At 40.5% G+C, this 17,711-nt stretch carries 19 protein-coding genes; 12 read left to right on the plus strand and 7 right to left on the minus strand.

All coding sequences use genetic code 11. From position 1 onward, the window contains the following. Positions 1-32: 32 nt before the first annotated feature. The 6 genes from bfr to gmk form a co-directional block, all read right to left on the minus strand. Positions 33-497 carry a bacterioferritin gene (gene bfr, locus Q9R24_RS04795; protein WP_005101322.1) on the minus strand — a complete coding sequence of 155 codons (465 nt, stop codon included), beginning with the start codon at positions 495-497 and terminating at the stop codon, positions 33-35. A 238-nt stretch (positions 498-735) separates the two neighbouring features. Continuing rightward, the gene (locus Q9R24_RS04800; protein ID WP_004644972.1) at positions 736-930 is read right to left on the minus strand and encodes a bacterioferritin-associated ferredoxin; all 195 of its coding nucleotides are present in this window, start codon (positions 928-930) and stop codon (positions 736-738) included. A gap of 220 nt (positions 931-1,150) precedes the next feature. After that, the gene (locus Q9R24_RS04805; RefSeq protein WP_004644973.1) at positions 1,151-1,534 is read right to left on the minus strand and encodes a RidA family protein; all 384 of its coding nucleotides are present in this window, start codon (positions 1,532-1,534) and stop codon (positions 1,151-1,153) included. A 75-nt stretch (positions 1,535-1,609) separates the two neighbouring features. Beyond that, entirely contained in the window at positions 1,610-3,715 is a 2,106-nt protein-coding gene (locus Q9R24_RS04810; protein ID WP_311203826.1) for an HD domain-containing protein, read from the minus strand. 215 nt (positions 3,716-3,930) lie between these two features. Next, a complete protein-coding gene (gene rpoZ, locus Q9R24_RS04815) occupies positions 3,931-4,212 on the minus strand; it encodes a DNA-directed RNA polymerase subunit omega (RefSeq protein WP_004281186.1) in 282 nt (93 codons plus the stop codon). Positions 4,213-4,288: 76 nt separating this feature from the next. Then, positions 4,289-4,912 (minus strand): guanylate kinase, encoded by a 624-nt coding sequence (gene gmk, locus Q9R24_RS04820; protein ID WP_253147964.1) that lies wholly within the window; start codon positions 4,910-4,912, stop codon positions 4,289-4,291. A 133-nt stretch (positions 4,913-5,045) separates the two neighbouring features. Between gmk and ispH the strand changes: the two genes are divergently transcribed. The 12 genes from ispH (at position 5,046) to rplS (ending at position 16,198) form a co-directional block, all read left to right on the plus strand. After that, positions 5,046-5,996 carry a 4-hydroxy-3-methylbut-2-enyl diphosphate reductase gene (ispH, locus tag Q9R24_RS04825; protein WP_311203827.1) on the plus strand — a complete coding sequence of 317 codons (951 nt, stop codon included), beginning with the start codon at positions 5,046-5,048 and terminating at the stop codon, positions 5,994-5,996. Between the two features lie 160 nt (positions 5,997-6,156). Then, positions 6,157-6,636, plus strand: coding sequence for a prepilin-type N-terminal cleavage/methylation domain-containing protein (locus tag Q9R24_RS04830; RefSeq protein ID WP_311203828.1), 480 nt, complete (start codon positions 6,157-6,159; stop codon positions 6,634-6,636). After that, positions 6,630-7,145 (plus strand): type IV pilus modification protein PilV, encoded by a 516-nt coding sequence (gene pilV, locus Q9R24_RS04835; RefSeq protein ID WP_311203829.1) that lies wholly within the window; start codon positions 6,630-6,632, stop codon positions 7,143-7,145. Before Q9R24_RS04830 ends, pilV begins: the two co-directional genes overlap by 7 nt. Continuing rightward, complete coding sequence (locus tag Q9R24_RS04840; protein ID WP_311203830.1) at positions 7,145-8,068, plus strand: PilW family protein; 924 nt, start codon at positions 7,145-7,147, stop codon at positions 8,066-8,068. The genes pilV and Q9R24_RS04840 overlap by 1 nt, the downstream gene beginning before the upstream one ends. Beyond that, entirely contained in the window at positions 8,065-8,871 is an 807-nt protein-coding gene (locus Q9R24_RS04845) for a hypothetical protein (protein ID WP_311203831.1), read from the plus strand. The genes Q9R24_RS04840 and Q9R24_RS04845 overlap by 4 nt, the downstream gene beginning before the upstream one ends. A gap of 64 nt (positions 8,872-8,935) precedes the next feature. Then, complete coding sequence (locus Q9R24_RS04850; protein ID WP_311203832.1) at positions 8,936-12,964, plus strand: PilC/PilY family type IV pilus protein; 4,029 nt, start codon at positions 8,936-8,938, stop codon at positions 12,962-12,964. Continuing rightward, positions 12,948-13,460, plus strand: coding sequence for a type IV pilin protein (locus Q9R24_RS04855; RefSeq protein ID WP_114541866.1), 513 nt, complete (start codon positions 12,948-12,950; stop codon positions 13,458-13,460). The genes Q9R24_RS04850 and Q9R24_RS04855 overlap by 17 nt, the downstream gene beginning before the upstream one ends. Further along, positions 13,454-13,897, plus strand: coding sequence for a type IV pilin protein (locus Q9R24_RS04860; protein ID WP_114541853.1), 444 nt, complete (start codon positions 13,454-13,456; stop codon positions 13,895-13,897). Before Q9R24_RS04855 ends, Q9R24_RS04860 begins: the two co-directional genes overlap by 7 nt. Positions 13,898-14,040: 143 nt before the next feature. After that, positions 14,041-14,298 carry a 30S ribosomal protein S16 gene (gene rpsP / locus Q9R24_RS04865; RefSeq protein WP_004281198.1) on the plus strand — a complete coding sequence of 86 codons (258 nt, stop codon included), beginning with the start codon at positions 14,041-14,043 and terminating at the stop codon, positions 14,296-14,298. 30 nt (positions 14,299-14,328) lie between these two features. Continuing rightward, entirely contained in the window at positions 14,329-14,877 is a 549-nt protein-coding gene (gene rimM / locus Q9R24_RS04870; RefSeq protein WP_004281200.1) for a ribosome maturation factor RimM, read from the plus strand. Between the two features lie 26 nt (positions 14,878-14,903). Next, positions 14,904-15,638 (plus strand): tRNA (guanosine(37)-N1)-methyltransferase TrmD, encoded by a 735-nt coding sequence (gene trmD, locus Q9R24_RS04875; protein WP_004281202.1) that lies wholly within the window; start codon positions 14,904-14,906, stop codon positions 15,636-15,638. A gap of 185 nt (positions 15,639-15,823) precedes the next feature. Beyond that, positions 15,824-16,198 carry a 50S ribosomal protein L19 gene (gene rplS, locus Q9R24_RS04880; protein WP_004281205.1) on the plus strand — a complete coding sequence of 125 codons (375 nt, stop codon included), beginning with the start codon at positions 15,824-15,826 and terminating at the stop codon, positions 16,196-16,198. A 523-nt stretch (positions 16,199-16,721) separates the two neighbouring features. On the opposite strand, the gene Q9R24_RS04885 is transcribed toward rplS, so the two are convergent. After that, positions 16,722-17,705, minus strand: a complete 984-nt coding sequence (locus tag Q9R24_RS04885) for a triacylglycerol lipase (RefSeq protein ID WP_311203833.1) — start codon at positions 17,703-17,705, stop codon at positions 16,722-16,724. Positions 17,706-17,711 lie beyond the last annotated feature (6 nt).

The raw sequence follows: 17,711 nt of genomic DNA on the forward strand, positions 1-17,711 counted from the left end.
GATGCTGGCTTTTTCTTGGCTTAATTTTAAGTTTAGAGCTGACTTTGAATATAGTTTTCAATGCCAATGCTTTCGATCAAATCAATTTGTGTTGTGGTCCAGTCCAGATAGTTTTCTTCTTTCTCTAGGATTTCCTGAACCAGATCACGCGTCACATAATCCATTTGGGTTTCAGCCAATGCCACTGCTTTCTGGATGGCTTCAATATTCTCTTTGACTTTGCGTACATCACAATGCAGCACTTCTTGAGTATGCTGACCAATATACAGTTTGCCCAGATTTTGTAAATTCGGCAGACCTTCCAAAAATAAAATACGTTCAATAATTTTATCGGCATGTTTCATCTGAACAATGGATTCTTTATATTCTGCCGAGCCCAGTTTCTCAATGCCCCAGTCATTAAACATGCGCGAATGCAGGAAATACTGGTTAATGGCAGTTAAGTGGTGATACAACACCTGATTGAGCTGATTAATCACATCACGATTGCCTTTCATCGCATAACTCCATTTGGACCTGTTTTATCTTTCTAAGAAAGCGCTCTAATCCTGATAGTAAAGCAAGTCAGGGGCAAATGGCGAGTAATTTATGGAACAGCAAATGAAAATCGACATCGAATCGATCCAGACTCAGATGAGTGGCAATAAAAACCCGCCAGAGTCAAAGGCGGGGGAGGAGTAATGACCAAAGATCATTGTTTTTTCATTATGCTTATAGGGAGAAATCTTTTTAAATTTATGCTGCAACTGCTAGCCGTGCTGCAATTTGTGAAACCTCATCACTGATGATCATACGTGCTTCTGGTGCACAGCGGCCACAGCAAGTTCCCAAGTCCAACATATCGCGGACATCACGATAACTTTCAGCGCCATTTGCAATAGCATCTTTAATGTCTTGATCTGTAATGCCACGGCATAGACAAACGTACATAGGACACAACCACAGTGATTAAATAAGATAAGTAATATTATTGATAATTGTTATCGTTTGTCAATAAAAATCATTTGAAATAGCTTTTATCACGATTGATGATTTAGATAAAAAGTGACCATCTGAGCGGAAATCCAAGTGCTGCTCGGATTTCCACACAAAAGCGATTCATGATTTAGAATGAGATATTGCAGGGCGGGGATTGAGTGATTTTTATAACTTATTGATTAATGATGACAATACCATCCATTTCAACCAAAGCATCTTTAGGCAGGCTTGCGACACCTAAAGCAGCACGTGCTGGATAGGGCTGGGCAAAATACTCGCCCATAATCTGATTGACCAGTTGAAAGTGCGATAAATCGGTCAGGAAAATATTCAGTTTGGCGATATCTGCCAAAGAACCACCAGCGGCTTCACAGACTGCTTTTAAATTATCAAACACCCGGCGAATTTGCGCTTCAATGCCTTCAACCAGTTCCATACTATAAGGGTCCAGGCCAATTTGACCTGATAGATATAAGGTATCACCCACTAAAATGGCTTGCGAATAAGTGCCAATCGCAGCAGGGGCATTTTCAGTATGGATTACTTGGCGGGACATTAATTTCTCCTTTTATCATCGACATACATCATATTCGATCAATTCGGCCGATCAAAGCACTATCGTTTTAAATGATTAACTCGCTTTAGAGGCTTCACTGAAAACGACGGGCTGAGCCAGACGGATAATTCGCGGGAAACCGAAATACATGCGTAAATCCCGGATAATCTGTGCAATCTGTTTACGGTTATGCACCACGATATTGACGTAGGTTTTGTCATCCTGAGTACGCACCATTTCCACCCCAGAATGCGCTTTACGGCATTGGTAAATCAGGTCGGAAATCTGCTCGTCATTCATGTCCAAGTCAATGCTGAGATAGGCAGTAAAGCTGATATCTTCCAGATCATCAGAGGTCCACTGCAATAACATGATATTTTCTGGATGCTGATGCTGTTCATGCAGCAGGTTATGACAGCGCGCACGATGCACAATCAGACCGCGACGGGTCAAATGACCCTGAATCGGATCACCCAGCACAGGATTGCAGCAATGTGCATATTTGACATCGACACCTTCTGTTCCCTGAATCAGACGGTCTGAACTGGCGATATTCTGATGCTGATCTTGGGCAAATAAATGGTTGGCCACCAGTTGTGGTAATAAATCACCGACAGCAATTTGTTCAAACAGCTGTTCCTTGCTGGAAACATGGCGCCACTCCAAGAGGTTTTTCCAGTCGGCTTCAGTCAGATCGCGAATAGAACGATGAAACAGTTTCAGTGCGCGATTGAGTGCCTGTTGTCCGACCAGACGCTGTTCGTCTAGATCCTGATCGCGCAGAATATTCTGAATAGCACGACGAGCTTTCTGGGTATTAATAAAACTGAGCCAATCCGGATTCGGGGTGGCGAGGACATCAGTAATAATTTCTACCACCTGACCACTGACTAGAGGTGTTGAAAGGGGCTTGGTTTCATTATTAATTTTTGCACCCACCGCATGATTGCCTAGGAATAAACTCGCGGCATAAGCAAAGTCAACCGCCGTGGCGCCTTGTGGCAATTCATGTAAATGGCCGTGCGGGGTATAGACCCAGATTTTTTCTTGGTGCAGATAGTCCAGTAATTCACTAAAAGTGGTTTTGGCACATTCACCATCGACCAGGACATTCAGATTCTGCATCGAGGCCTGAATCGCAGAGCGGCAGGCTTGCGGGGCACTTTCACCGAGCACAACGCCAAAACGTGCTGCTTTACGCATCAGTTCGGTTTGAATGGTAAGCGATAGGGTCGTCTCTTCACCTTTTAGTCGCATCATCAAGGACTGGTTGCCCCCCGGTAATGGGCGGCGGATATGATCTTCATAACTCTGAATTTTAAAACTTTGCATAAGAATTTCTGCCAGTCGGTCACAATCAGCGATGCTCTGTAAAATAATTTCAAAAGCATGGCTGTGAGTCAATTCTTGCAGATCGATATCATTTTTAACGAAGTGGCGCAGTAGCTCAATATTGTTATTTTTCTTCTTGATTCGGCCTTGAATGGCATGCTGCTGTAGCAGTTCAGTCAGGTTCTTTTCCCATTTGGCCTGATATTCACAGCGTTTCGGCTTGGTTTCCTGTAGTGCAGTCTGAACGTTGTTATACATGTCCAGATCAAGGTTCTGATAACACAGATGTTCTAGGTTATCAGCCATTTCATTCATGCCGACAATACGCGCCATCGGCACAAAAATTTCAAAGGTTTCGCGGGCAATACGCGCGCGTTTGTCCGGACGCAGTGCCTCCAGGGTAGTCATGTTGTGATAGCGGTCGGCCAGTTTCACAATAATGACACGTGGATCTTGTAAGGTGGCTTGCAGAATTTTCCGGAATGAAGCGGCTTTATTATATTCTTTATCGCTGGAATGACTCAGTTTGGTCACGCCATCGACCAGTTCGGCTACAGTAAAACCAAAAGTCTCGGTAATATCGTCTTTGTTAAAGTCGGTATCTTCAATCACATCATGCAGCAGTGCGGCCATCAGCGTTTCAGGGTCAAGACGCATATGCGCCAGAATACAGCTGACCGCAATCGGATGCAAAATATAGGGTTCGCCACTTTTACGCACAATCCCGTCATGGGCAATATCTGCATAATCACAGGCCGCAAGCACACGTTCGACATCGCTTTCACTTAAATACGCATCGATAATGATCTCTAACTGCTGCTTGGCTTGACTGACCTGTGGGCCTGGCATAAAACACCTTTTTCAACTGAATTTTTTACAAATAAAACCTGAAAGCATTCTAGAAATGTGAATTTCCTGGCTTGATGGTTTTTTGCTACTACAGAGCAGAAAACCCATTCAAACTTGATAGCTAACCCTTATGTTATAACCGTTCTGGCATAAATATAAAAGTCACATAACAAAAAAAGCCTAGTTTAGAACTAGGCTTTTTAAGTGACGATCTCTTATTGGAAAGAAAAACCGTCTAAGTTTAGATTATTTGCAGAAAGTGCAAGATCCAGACTTGATGTTTGATAGTCTTGATCACGTTGTTTCAAAATGTCTTTTGATACATGACCTGAAGCGATTTCACGTAAAGCAACAACAGTCGGTTTGTCATTGTCCCATTCTACAGTTGGTTCAATACCTTGACGTGCCAATTGACGCGCGCGCTTGCTTGCCACTAGTACAAGCTCAAAGCGGTTGTCTACATGGTCTAAACAATCTTCAACGGTGACGCGTGCCATAAGAATTCTCGTTTGAATAATAAATTTTAACAGACTGCACAGTATAAAAGGCTTTGTCTATAGACTCAAGTTTTAATCACTGCCCAGTCGGCGTAATCAGTTTCTGGATCAGTTTTTCATGACGGTTGGCTTGCTGACTCAGTACCAGACGATTGGCGATAATCACCGCTTCCAGGTCATGCAGCGCCTTATTAAAGTCGTCATTAATAATGATATAGTCAAAGTTACTATATTGCTGCATATCTTCTACCGCGCAGCTGAGACGATGCTCAATCACATCAACTGCGTCAGTACCACGGTTAGACAGGCGTTCACGCAAGTCGAACTGACTTGGTGGCAAGATAAAAATTTGTTTAGATTCAGGAAAAAGTCGACGAACCTGTTGCGCACCTTGCCAGTCAATTTCCAGTAGCACATCATGACCTTTGGCCAGTTGTTCTTTGACTGTGGCTTGCGCGGTACCGTAGTAATTACCAAATACTTCGGCGTATTCGATAAAACCGCCTTCATTGACCAGATTTAAAAAATCTTCTTTATTGGAGAAATGATAGTGTACGCCATCGAGTTCGCCAGGTCGTTGACCGCGTGTGGTGTGTGACACAGAAACGTGAAGATTGTTGACACGCTCAAGTAGGGCTTTAACAAGGGATGTTTTGCCTGTTCCAGACGCTGCAGAAACGACAAACAAGAGACCCGACATGATATTTTTCCTGATATGATAAAATATCTTCTCTATTTTAGAGTAGAGCGGCTTTAAACTAAATAGTTGTCAGTCGATTGTTTACATTTATTTCAATTGAACCGCTAAAAATGGTGTGAGTATTGAGGATTCTATGGAAATTGTTTTAGCCAACCCACGTGGTTTTTGTGCTGGTGTAGATCGTGCCATTGCGATCGTGAACCGTGCCCTAGAATGCTTTAATCCACCGATTTATGTGCGGCATGAAGTGGTGCATAATAAATTTGTGGTCGATGACTTGCGTCAGCGTGGTGCGATTTTTGTCGATGAACTCGATGAGGTACCTGACGATAATATCGTGATTTTTAGCGCGCATGGTGTTTCTAAAGCAGTACAACAAGAAGCTGAGCGTCGTGGTCTGAAGGTTTTTGATGCGACTTGTCCCTTGGTGACTAAGGTACATATTGAAGTCACCAAATATGCCCGTGAAGGTGTAGAAGCGATCCTGATTGGTCATGAAGGTCACCCTGAAGTCGAAGGTACCATGGGGCAATATGACAAAAAAAATGGTGGTGAGATTTATCTGGTTGAAGATGAAGAAGATGTCGCCGCTTTAACGGTACGCAATCCTGAAAAAGTCGCTTTTGTCACGCAAACCACTTTATCAATTGATGATACAGCGAAAGTGATTGATGCTCTTCGCCAGAAATTTCCGCTGATCCAAGGTCCGCGTAAAGATGATATTTGCTACGCTACACAGAACCGTCAGGATGCGGTGCGTGACTTGGCTGAACGCTGTGATGTCGTACTTGTTGTCGGTTCACCAAACTCTTCAAATTCAAACCGCCTACGTGAGCTGGCTGAACGTATGGGTAAAGCGGCATATTTAGTGGATAATGCAGATGAGCTCAAACAGGATTGGTTTGCAGAAAAGATCCAGATAGGGGTGACAGCAGGCGCATCTGCACCGGAAATTCTGATTAAACAAGTCATTCAGCGTTTACAGGATTGGGGTGCACAAGCGCCAAAAGAGCTGGATGGGCGGGAAGAAAATATTACCTTTAGTCTACCTAAAGAGTTACGTATTCCTGTAACACAGGCTTAGAATGTTAACTGTTTAATATTCTGTTTCTTATTTAAAAATAAGCAGATAACTGGGAAATGACAGTTATCTGTTTTTTTATGCCTTTTATCTGTTCTGTGTAGGTTTTGTAACTTTAATGCGTATTATTTTAACTAGGCCAAAGTTTTGCCTGGGGGAGAGTATGCAGAAAAATAAAGGATTCACTTTAATTGAGCTGATAGTGACGATTGCGGTATTGGCTATTGTGGCTTCAATAGCCGCTCCTTCATTTGTAAGTACTTTAGCTTCTCAAAATTTAAATAGTGCAAGTAATGAAATTGCTTCAGCATTAGGAGAGGGAAGAAGTCGAGCTATGGTGATAGGTAATACTGTAGTAGTTTGTCCTAACAAAGATGTAGCTGGCGCTAATGTAACAGAGGCTATATGTGTAAATAAATTATTATCTTCTGCTGATGCAAACCAATTTATTGATCAAAAGAGAGTAATTCTTGTAAATCTTCCTAAGAAAGTTGAGATTAAATCTAATAATTATGGGGTGGTATTTAAGGCAAACGGTACTACTTCTTCTGTTACCTCAATAATAACATGCTCAAAGAACATAAGTAGAACTATAAATGTTGCTTTAATTGGGTCGTTAACTCAAACCAAAGGTACATGTTAATGATAAGTAGAAATCAAAAAGGCATAGGCATGGTTGAGGTATTGGTATCTCTTGTTTTATTGGCTATTGGGGTCCTTGGATATACCGCTTTGCAATTACGTGCAATTGAGGCGGGGGATGAAGCATTGGTTAAATCACAAGCTACTATGTTGTTACGTGGCTTAACAGAGAGTATACGTGCAAATCCTCAAGGTCAAAGCAGTTATCCGGCAGCTGTAAGAACTTATACATCTCAGAATGCACCTAGTGCGCCTAAAAGTTGTCTCAATACAACATGTAAACCTGCGCAGATGGCAACTTATGAAGCTTATTTAGTGGCACGAGCTGCGAATCAAATCGGCGTCATGATTACTATGAATGAATGCCCAGGAGTTAATTCAATTAAAAGACAATGCATATTTGCAGCTTGGGAAAATACACTAATATCTTCAAATAATTATTCAGCGTGTATGAGTTCTGGTGGTGTGTATGTAGCAAATGCTCGATGTGTAATGATGGAGGCATATTAATGAATAATAAGTTTTCGAATAGTGCTTTTCATCAAGCAGGTTTTACTTTAGTTGAATTAATTGTAGCACTTGCTTTGGGGTTATTAATTACAGCCGCTGCAACGCAATTGTTCTTGGGGGGAATCGTTACGACTCGCATCCAACAAGCGAATGCAGAATTACAAGATAGCGGAGTTTTTGGGCTAGATTATATTGCTAGAGATATTCGTTTAGCTAATTATGGCAATATTAGTAATCCTGAATTAACTAATACTACTCCACAAGGTGGGATTGTACTTTCTCAAGGGGCTTCAGGCACTGTAAATGTATCTAAAGATATAGGCAATAATTCAGTTACACGTAGTGGATTAACTTCAAATGTGAGTGATGCAAGTGACCAGCTTACTATTCAGTTTACGGCACCAAATGATATGTTTAATTGTGAAGGTGAAGAAATAAAAACAGGGGAATATGTAATTCAACGTTATTTCTTGAGAAAAGATACTAATGGGGGCGAGAAAGATTTAGTACTTGCTTGTGATGCTAACAAAAAGGGTGCAATGTCGGCTGCAAATATTACAGATTTTGGAGGGACTCAACTAGGTGAAGTGATTATGCCTAGAGTTGATCATTTAAGATTTTATTTAGGTGCTATGACTAAAAGTGGCGCTACTGTAACATCAACTGCATACTATACAATAAGTGAATATATCTCTGCTGCAAATGCCGCTCGTAATGCAGGTCAGCCCGTTCCAAGAATTACCTCTATAAAAGCAGCTGTAATTGTAAGGTCTATAGACAACACAAACAATCAACTCATTGATCCAACGAAATCTATATTGTTTTTAGAAAAATCAGTGACGCTTACTAATCAGACCAAGCATTTAAGAAGAACATATATGACAACTATTGCAATACGTAATGGTATGGGGGATGCAATATGATTAACTATCAAATTTACGCTCCTCAGCGTGGAGCGACACTGCTTGTAGTCATGATGATGTTGCTAATTTTAACTGTAATAGGGGTACTTGCTATCCGCGTGGCAATGACAAGTTTAAATATCTCGACACATACTCAGCTTGGCCAATTTCTAAGTCAAACTGCTGATACACCAATTAATCAATTATACACAAGCAATTTATCAAACTTGGTAGATTTGAGTGGTGCGATTGGCTACGCGCTTCAAGACTCAAAATTAGAACCAGGAAATGAATATATATTTTGCTATAAACCACTGTCTAATGAAAAATTTGCAGCCTCTTTGGGTGTTGCTGTTAAACGACCTCCAGCAACTAAAACAGCTAAAGCTGCACTTGTTTCTGGGGGGGCAGATGCTTTCTGTAATTTAAGCTCTGATTTTGGCAGTAGCCGCGAAGCAGTTGTTACACAGGTAGCTGTCAAAATTCCCAATGATGCAGAAGAAGATTTGAAACCTGGGGCCTTATTAAGCCGTGGAAATAATTTAAGCTCGGGTACTATCATGCCAAAGAACGTTGTTGAGCAACAAAGAATTCGAGTTACTACTACTTCTATAGTGCCAAGCTTTACTAAAAATTTGGATGCAGCTCAAAATTGTATTGGAACAGGAAGTGGTAATGCAGGTTACATCAGTGATGATACAAGTAGTGATACTAAGGGATTTGAAACAATTGCGACTTGCTTAGCCAAACTTGGTGTTCCAGTAAATTCTCAGACTCAAGAATTTAATTTGCAGACAATTTTTACTCAGACTCAAGCTCCTTGATTGAGAGGATAATACAATGAAAACACACATAAATACCTCATCAGTTGTTTCAAGGTTTAAAATAATGAATTTACGTCCATTAGTAATTTCTTGTTTGTCATTTATGGGTACTTGTGTTTTAACAGCGTCCGTGGCACAAGCAAGCGATTTACAGATTTATGCGACACCTGAAGCTGGTCAAAAAACTATCGTTATGATGCTTGATACATCAGGTTCAATGGGGTCAATTGACTCTAATACAAAGAATAATTATTCAAATCGTGATGATTTTAACTCTATTTATCAGGATTATGGTATTGGACGGTCGTGTAGAACAGATAGTAGCGGGAATTATAGTTCTTCAGGTACTACTCCTAGCTATACACGTAAATTTTGTACTGCGACTAGTTTAACAGCTGCACAGGTAGTTAATTTAGTTGATGCTGGATGTGAGAAAGTCACGAATTCAAGTGTTAAATGTTATGATCGTATGACGAGACTTAAGGATGGATTATTTAAGCTGCTCGATAGTGAAGATTCGGAATTATTTACTACGCGAATTGGTTTAGGACATTTTTCTTATAATGGTAATGGGGATAATGCAGCAATTCTAGTAGCGGCTAAAGAGTTAGGAAGAAAAAATTCTACGCAGCGTACACTGTTAAAAACAAAAATTGCAGAATTAACTGCACAAGGAGGTACTCCAACAGCACATGCTTATGCTGAAGCCGGTGCATATTTAATGGGTACAAATACAGTTAAACGAGTTAATGTAAAGGTTGATAAATATCGCACAAGAGTTGTTCAGGAACCTGATCAGTACGGATGTGACCAAGCCTCTGACTACAAGTACTATATTAAAAGAACGATTATTTCTCCATATAGGTGCTATAAGGTAACTAACCCAGGAATTACTTCATCTTATATTGATCCAATCGTGACTCGTTATAAAGATGTTATTAAGAGCGATCTTTGTGATAACTATCAAAGCGTGGATTATGATAATGCTGTCCAGAAGTGTAGAAACGACGCTTGGACGGAAGCTTCAATTCCCAACAATTACGTAAAGGATGGTAGTTATACCGATAATAATGCCACTATACATTATAGTTATGAAATAAAAACGGATGGAACCAGTACATATAGCGGTTTCCTGAACTCTGATGTGGGTGATATAAGGGATGATTTTAATTATAAATCTCCACTACCTGAAGTAGCTAAAAGACAAAGTTGTGATGGTCAGGGGGTTTATATCCTATCCGATGGAGAAGCAAACAACTCTTCTTCAAATAATGCATCACCAATTATGCAAAAAGCTCTATTAAATTTCGGCAATGATTTTAAATGTCCAACCACTGGTGGGTTAATGACTGGAGGTACGGGTGCTTGGCACTGTATGGGTGAGTTCGCAAAGTACTTATTTAATAAAGAGAAAAATCCAAGTGGAACTTCAATTCAAACAGCCTTTGTAGGTTTTGGTAAACAATTTTCAGGCTTGGATACGGATTATGTAGAAGCAGCATGTAAATTAAGTTCAAGAACACAGCCAGATCGTCGAAATAGTGATAAATGTTCCCCTAGTATTGGAACCAGTTCGGTGGAGTGGCCAGGTTATGGTAATGGTGGCTTTTTTGAAACCCAATCAACTGATGGAATTACTGATAGTGTTATTCAATTTATTAAGAATCTTGGTGATACACAGATAGAACCTTTATCTACAGGCGCTATTTCTGTGCCTGTAGACGCTTTAAATCCAAATGGTTTTCAGCCGTATGGTTATTTGCGCGCATTATCTCCCAATCCAGGACAACAAGTATCAATCTGGATAGGAAACTTAAAAAAATACGATATTAATAATGGTGCTTTGGTCGATGGCTCTAAAACAATTTTTAATGAAGTAGGGAAATTTGATCTAACCACTAAAGACTTATGGAATCCAACAAGTGTTGCTGATGGCGGTATGGTAAATCAAGGTGGAGTTTTCTGGAATTTACCAATGCCAACACAAGCAGTAAGCGCAGTCAATGCGAATCCTGACCTTAATATTAGAGCGGTACCAGCGATAACTGCAAATCCGAATGGACTGCGTAATTTATATACAGATGTTTCTAAAGTAGAAAATAATCAACTCATATCTAAAACTTCAGGAGAGTTATTAAAAATTCCAGATGTTGCAAGTGGAACAGTTACATCTGGAGCAAATGTTTTAGATAAATTTAAGAATCAAGACGTATTGAAATCCTTTTCTCTAGAAATCAAACATAGATTATTAAATTATCTTGGGTATGATTTAGGCGAATCTATAGCAACAGGCTTGCCAGCAACTTTACCCGTACCTACTAAGCCATTTGTAAGTTTAGGGGGGAGTATTCATTCATATCCATTGCAACTCACATACTCGGGTGAAATCAACGCGAATGGTGATTTAACTTCAGTTAGAAAACAATCTGTTATGTTCGGTAGTATGGAAGGAGGCTTACATATTGTCGATGCTAAAACAGGTGTTGAACAGTCAGTATTCGTTCCTGCGGAAATATTGAAAAATCCTGAGGCAGCGAAAGCTTTAAGAGCTGGTCAGGCAGGTGATATCCAACATGGTATTAGTGGAGCCTGGATTTCAGATACTGCTTATGAAATAAAACGTGGCACTAGCACAACGAGCTCAGCTGTTACTGCTAAAAAAATGAATGTGTATGGTGGTATGCGCATGGGGGGCAATAGCTATTATGCCCTGGACCTCTTAAATGAAAATAAGCCTAAATTATTATTTAGAGTTGGCAATGATTTAGCCAATTATACACGTATGGGGCAAACGTGGTCTAAGCCGGTTTTAGCCAATATCCGTTATAAAAATAAGATTCGTCGTGTAATGATTGTTGGGGGGGGATATGATATGTGTTATGAAGACCCAAGATTTAGATTAGGTCAAAATAACACTTCAGATTTTGGTGGTAGTTCTTGTAAAAAATCGGAGGCTTTAGGAAATGCTGTCTATATTATTGATGCAGAAACTGGTGAACGCATCTGGTGGACAAGTCATACTGGATCAAATAAAGATAATACTGATTTGAAACATAGTGTTGCTACTCGTATCAGCACTTTAGACCGAGATGGAGATAACTTAGTTGATCATCTGTATTTTGGTGATTTGGGTGGACAAGTCTTCCGTATTGATCTAAATAATAAAAAAGATACAGCTACAGCAAGTTTTGGACATAATGTTATTCGTTTGGCTAACTTGGCGACTACTGAATCTGGAGCAGCTATTACTAATGGTGATGCACCGCGATTCTATCAACCACCCACCATTACAATTCATGATGAAGGGAGCGATACTTTTATTTTGGTAGCAATTGCTTCTGGTGATCGTAGTACACCTCTAGATGTTGCACCAAGTAAAGGTCGTGAATCAATCAAACCTTTTGATCCTTTGCAAAATCGGCCAACAAATAAAGTATATGGCTTAATTGACCGTGACTTTGTTGAGCGTGATTTGTATAAATCTACATATACAACATTTAAGTCAAAGGATATCACGTTAAACCAACTTCAAAAAAATCCACAAACATTGCTTTCTTTTACAGCAGTAAAAAATACTTTCTTTGGAGGAAGTCCTAAACATGGATGGTATCGTTCATTATCGAGTGATTATTTAGGTAATGAAGTTGCAAGCCGTACACCAGGTGGAGTTAAGGCGTTTGAAGAAGAACCTATTGCGATTAAGGATAACTTATTTATACCTGTATATGATCCAGAAGGTACAGGTGTAGAAGATGCTGATCCATGTCAGCCACGTATTATAGGTGAGTCTAATCGTCAACAGTATTGCTTGCCTTATGGTACTTGTTATAAGGAGGGCAATAAAGATATCGAAGCTGAAAAACGTACTGGTATGGTTATGTTGAATGGTGTGAACCAGAATGTACTGGGTTCAGGTATTCGAGGAATTGCCCTTGGTCCCACTGGTGGTTCGGGCGGTGGTGGAACAACTGATGATCCAAATAGCTGTGGAGCATTAACATTGATAGGTAATATTAAAGGGGCGGGAGAATGGAAATGCTCACGTATTTTGAATCCAATACGATGGTATGAAAAAAATGTCTCACCTAAATAATAAAATAAGTAATACTATTAGGATAACTAATAGTATTACTTTCCTAAAAAATGGATTCACACTGATTGAATTGATGGTTGTTGTAGTAATATTGGCGATTATTACTGCAATAGCATTGCCGTCTTATACTGCATATACGCGTAAGGCGGCTGTATCTCAAGCTGAACAAGAAGTCCAGAAGATTGCTGAACAATTGGAGCGTCATAAGTCGCGTAATTTTAGCTATAAAGGTTTTGATCCTGGTTATATTTATGGGCAATCAAGCCCAATGGTATCTGTATCAGTAAAAAACTATACTCTTACGATACGGGATTTAGACTCACAAAAATTACTCACCTCAACAGATCGAGATATGCGCGGACAAGGTTGGGCAATTAAAGCTGAAACGACAGATAGCCAAAATTATAACCTTCTCATGACTAGTACGGGTATTCGCTGTAAATCTAAAACAACTATTTCAAGCTATCAATCCTGCTCAGGGGATGAAACATGGTAAAATACTTTAAACAGGGTTTTACTCTCATTGAGGTTTTAATTGCAGTGGCAATTGTCGGGATATTGGCCATGATTGCTTATCCATCTTATACGCAGTATGTGATTAAGACTAAGCGTGTTGATGTACAAAGTAAAATGATGGAAATTTCCCAAAAGTTAACCCAGTACAAAGCAGCTAATGGTAATTTTACTGGCGCAACTATTACAGATAATAATATATATGGCAGTAATGCTTTTCCTCAAACAGGCGATACAACTTATACATTCACTTTGAATATACCGAATGCAAACTCATGGACTCTGACTGCAGAACCTGCAAACTCAAGCACCCAAGATGGCAATGGATGGATTTGCTTAAATAATCAAGGTCAAAAATACTGGGTGAAGGGTTCAACTACTTGTTTGCTTTCAGCTACCTCCAACTGGGACGGTCGCTAACCTAAATCCAAAATTCTACCTAAACACTTTTTGATCTTTCATTCAGGGCAAAGTTCAAGTAAAATACTGCCCTCTATGAAAGGGGTTTGAAATGTATCGGTGGTCGGTACAGGGATAATCCGTAAAAACTATAAGGTTCTATCATGGTTGTTATTCGTCTTGCACGCGGTGGTGCTAAAAAACGTCCGTTCTATCAAATCATTGTGACTGATAGCCGTAATGCACGTGACGGTCGTTTCATCGAACGTATCGGTTTCTTCAACCCTACAGCTCAAGGTAAAGCAGAAAAACTTCGTTTAGATGCTGACCGTTTTGCTCACTGGGTTTCTCAAGGTGCTCAACCTTCTGATCGTGTTGCTTCTTTAGCTGCTCAAGCTAAAAAAGCTGCAGTTGCTGCATAATTTTTATATAAATTAGGTAGTAGCTTGCCCATGACACCAACACAGAATGTTCCCGAAGATCGTATTCAGATTGGACAGTTGCGTTCAGCATATGGATTAAATGGGTGGCTCTGGGTCTATTCCAATACAGAACCTATGAGCAACATATTTGACTATCTGCCTTGGTACATTGAGACCAAAGCAGGTTGGCAAATTGTCGATGTAAAACGTTGGAAACCACATGGTAAAGGCCTGGTAGTTTCGCTTAAAGGTGTGAGTGATCGCACTGGTGCAGACGAACTGGTTGGCTCCAATGTCTGGATCTCTAAATCGCAACTGCCTCAAGCAGGCGTAGATGAGTACTATTGGTCTGATTTAAAAGGTCTAACTGTGTTAGGTCTGGATGATGAAGAACAAGAAGTCAATCTCGGTCAAATTTTTGAGCTGTTTGAAACAGGTGCTAACGATGTGATGGTGGTTCGCGCAACTGCCGACAGCATTGATGGCGAAGAGCGAATGATCCCATGGCATAAAGATGTGGTGCAACGCGTTGATCTTGAAGCTGGTCGTATCTACGTCAATTGGGGCGTAGACTACTAATATTTTCGGAAATACGGGAGTCTGCGATGTTTTTTGCAGTCATTACGCTTTTTCCTGAAATGTTTGAAGCGATTACAGCCTATGGGATTAGCGGGCGCGCAGCAAAACGTGAGTTGATGCAAATTCATTGCATCAATCCTCGCGATTATGCGACGGGCAACTATAAACGGGTGGATGAACGTCCATTCGGTGGTGGTCCGGGTATGGTGATGATGGCTGAGCCTCTGGCAAAAGCAATCCAGCATGCCAAAGAGCTTGCAAGGCAAGCGGGTGCAGTTCAGGTTCCTGTGGTGTATATGTCACCCCAAGGAAAGACCTTAAACGAAACTGCGGTACAGGATTTTGTCAAATATGACGGAATCATTGTACTATGCGGACGTTATGAAGGCGTCGATGAACGTTTGATCCAGCAATATGTTGATCAGGAATGGTCAATTGGCGATTACGTGTTATCGGGTGGTGAACTTCCTGCGATGGTTTTATTGGACAGTATTATCCGGAGACTTCCGGGTGCGATGTCTGATGAGCAATCACACGTGCAAGACTCATTTGTGGATGGTCTTCTAGATTGCCCACAATATACCAAGCCAGATCATTTTGAAGGTTTGGATGTGCCTGAGGTGTTAAAGTCCGGGCATCATGCCAATATTGAAAAATGGCGGTTTCTGCAGCGATATCAGCGTACACTTGAACGCCGCCCAGAGTTGGTGGAAAAAGTCGAGCTGACCAAGCAGCAGAAAAAATGGCTAAAAGATTTGTAAGATATTGATGAGTAATCATTTCTATCTTCAAGCAAGTACTTAAAATTATTTAAGTATTCTTTAATAGGCTCTTTATGGTTGAGATGGTCAACTATAAAGGGAAAGATAATCGGGTGTATGCGCTTTAGCCTCTATACCCAGCGATGATCAGACCTCTTCTGACTCGCACATATTGGAGATACCCCATGAGCGGTAAGCATCCTTTAGTTCAAGTAATTGAAAACGCACAATTGAAACAAAACATCCCTGCTTTTGCACCAGGTGATACAGTTATTGTTCAAGTTAAAGTAAAAGAAGGCGACCGTGAGCGTTTACAGGCGTTCGAAGGCGTTGTAATTGCTAAGAAAAACCGTGGTTTGAACTCTGCGTTCACAGTACGTAAAATTTCTAGCGGTGTTGGCGTTGAGCGTGTATTCCAAACTCACTCTCCAATCGTTGCTGGTATCGAAGTGAAACGTCGTGGTGACGTTCGTCGTGCTAAACTTTACTACCTACGTGAATTGTCTGGTAAAGCTGCACGTATTCGTGAAAAATTACCAGCTCGTAAAACTAAAGCTTAATTTTAAGCTTTATACGAGTGAAAAAATGCGCCTTTGGGCGCATTTTTTATGCCTAATTTTTATGTAGATTTATTCGAAATGTTCCTGCAAAGGCAAGATCATAGCATCTAAAATATCCAAGAAAATTTTATGAATAAACATCAGAAATAATACAAAATATCCCCAAGACTGGAATCCTGCATTAAAAAGTTGAATGCAAATAAAACATTGTGTGATAACCAGTAAAATACTGATCCATACATTTGCGATAATATGTCGATGACAAGAGGGGCAATAATAAGGCTCATATTTTTTAAATTGAAAAGGATTAATGACTTTTCGTTTGCAGCAGGGGCAGGTTCTTTTAAATTTGTTTTTGATTTCTATAGAACGTATCTGCATTTATTTTATTTCACACTTATTTTTTTATATTTGATGAATATTTTATATGCAGTTTGATCATGATTAACAAGTAAATTTTAAGAAAAAAATTAGCGAAAAATAAGATAGAAAAGCCTCTGGATGAATAGAGGCTTGGGTGGTTTTATAAACCTTGCAGTTTTAAACGGTTGGCATGCTGACGATAGGCAGCAACTGGATCAGGCGCAAAGGTACCTTTAATGCCAAACAACAAGTTGATTTCATCCAGATGATTCCACGGGTAATCATCACGAATCGTTTTACCAAATTTGGCACTACATACCGACACAATTCCATCATTTGCGCCAGCCTTGCTCGCAGAAAGTAGATCCAAGGCTTTCATGGCGGCATCACTGACATCTAGGAGATTAGTCACGGGTTGATTGCCGGTCATTGAATACAGTGCAATGCCTTGGTCTGTATATTTGCCTTCACCACATGGGCTCAGCGAAAGCCCGAGTTTAAAGCGCTGGTTAAATTCGGCTGTGCCTTCAATTGAGGTGCTGTGTCCTGCTGCAAGGGCGTTGTGTGGGAAAGCTTGACCGTCTAAGCCTTGTGCCCACATGATGACGTTGCCAAAACTGCTGATCAGGGTATTAAGCAATTCAGATGTACCGGTTTGATTAGCAAGTCGCATAACATCAGAGGCGACAATCGTCCCTTGGTTGGCGCCGCCCACAGTCATCACTGAGGCTACATGTTGCGGCATCACCCCGGCTGCATAACGCACGCTATGTGCACCATGACTATGACCAATTAAATTCAATTTTTTTGCGCCGGTGATTGCCATGACTTCTTTCAGTTGCTCCACATATTGTTCACCTCTGATTTCGCTGGAATTGAAAGGTGAGATGCGGGTGGCAAAGGCAGTTGAACCATTACGGGCTAAATCTGGCAAAATTTGATACCAATAGTCCATGCTTAAGGTATCAAAACCAATGCGATTAAAGCCGACCATGCCATGTGCAAATACAATCGGATATTTTGTTTTGGCATAACTCGAGAGGACAAAATTACTTTTATATTCCTGTAATGCCGAGGCTTGCACAGGACTAGTCAAGATGGAACCCAGCAGCAAAAGGTTTAAGTGATACATTATTTTTTTCATTGCAGC

The sequence above is a fragment of the Acinetobacter sp. RRD8 genome (assembly GCF_031844225.1).
Lineage (GTDB): Bacteria > Pseudomonadota > Gammaproteobacteria > Pseudomonadales > Moraxellaceae > Acinetobacter.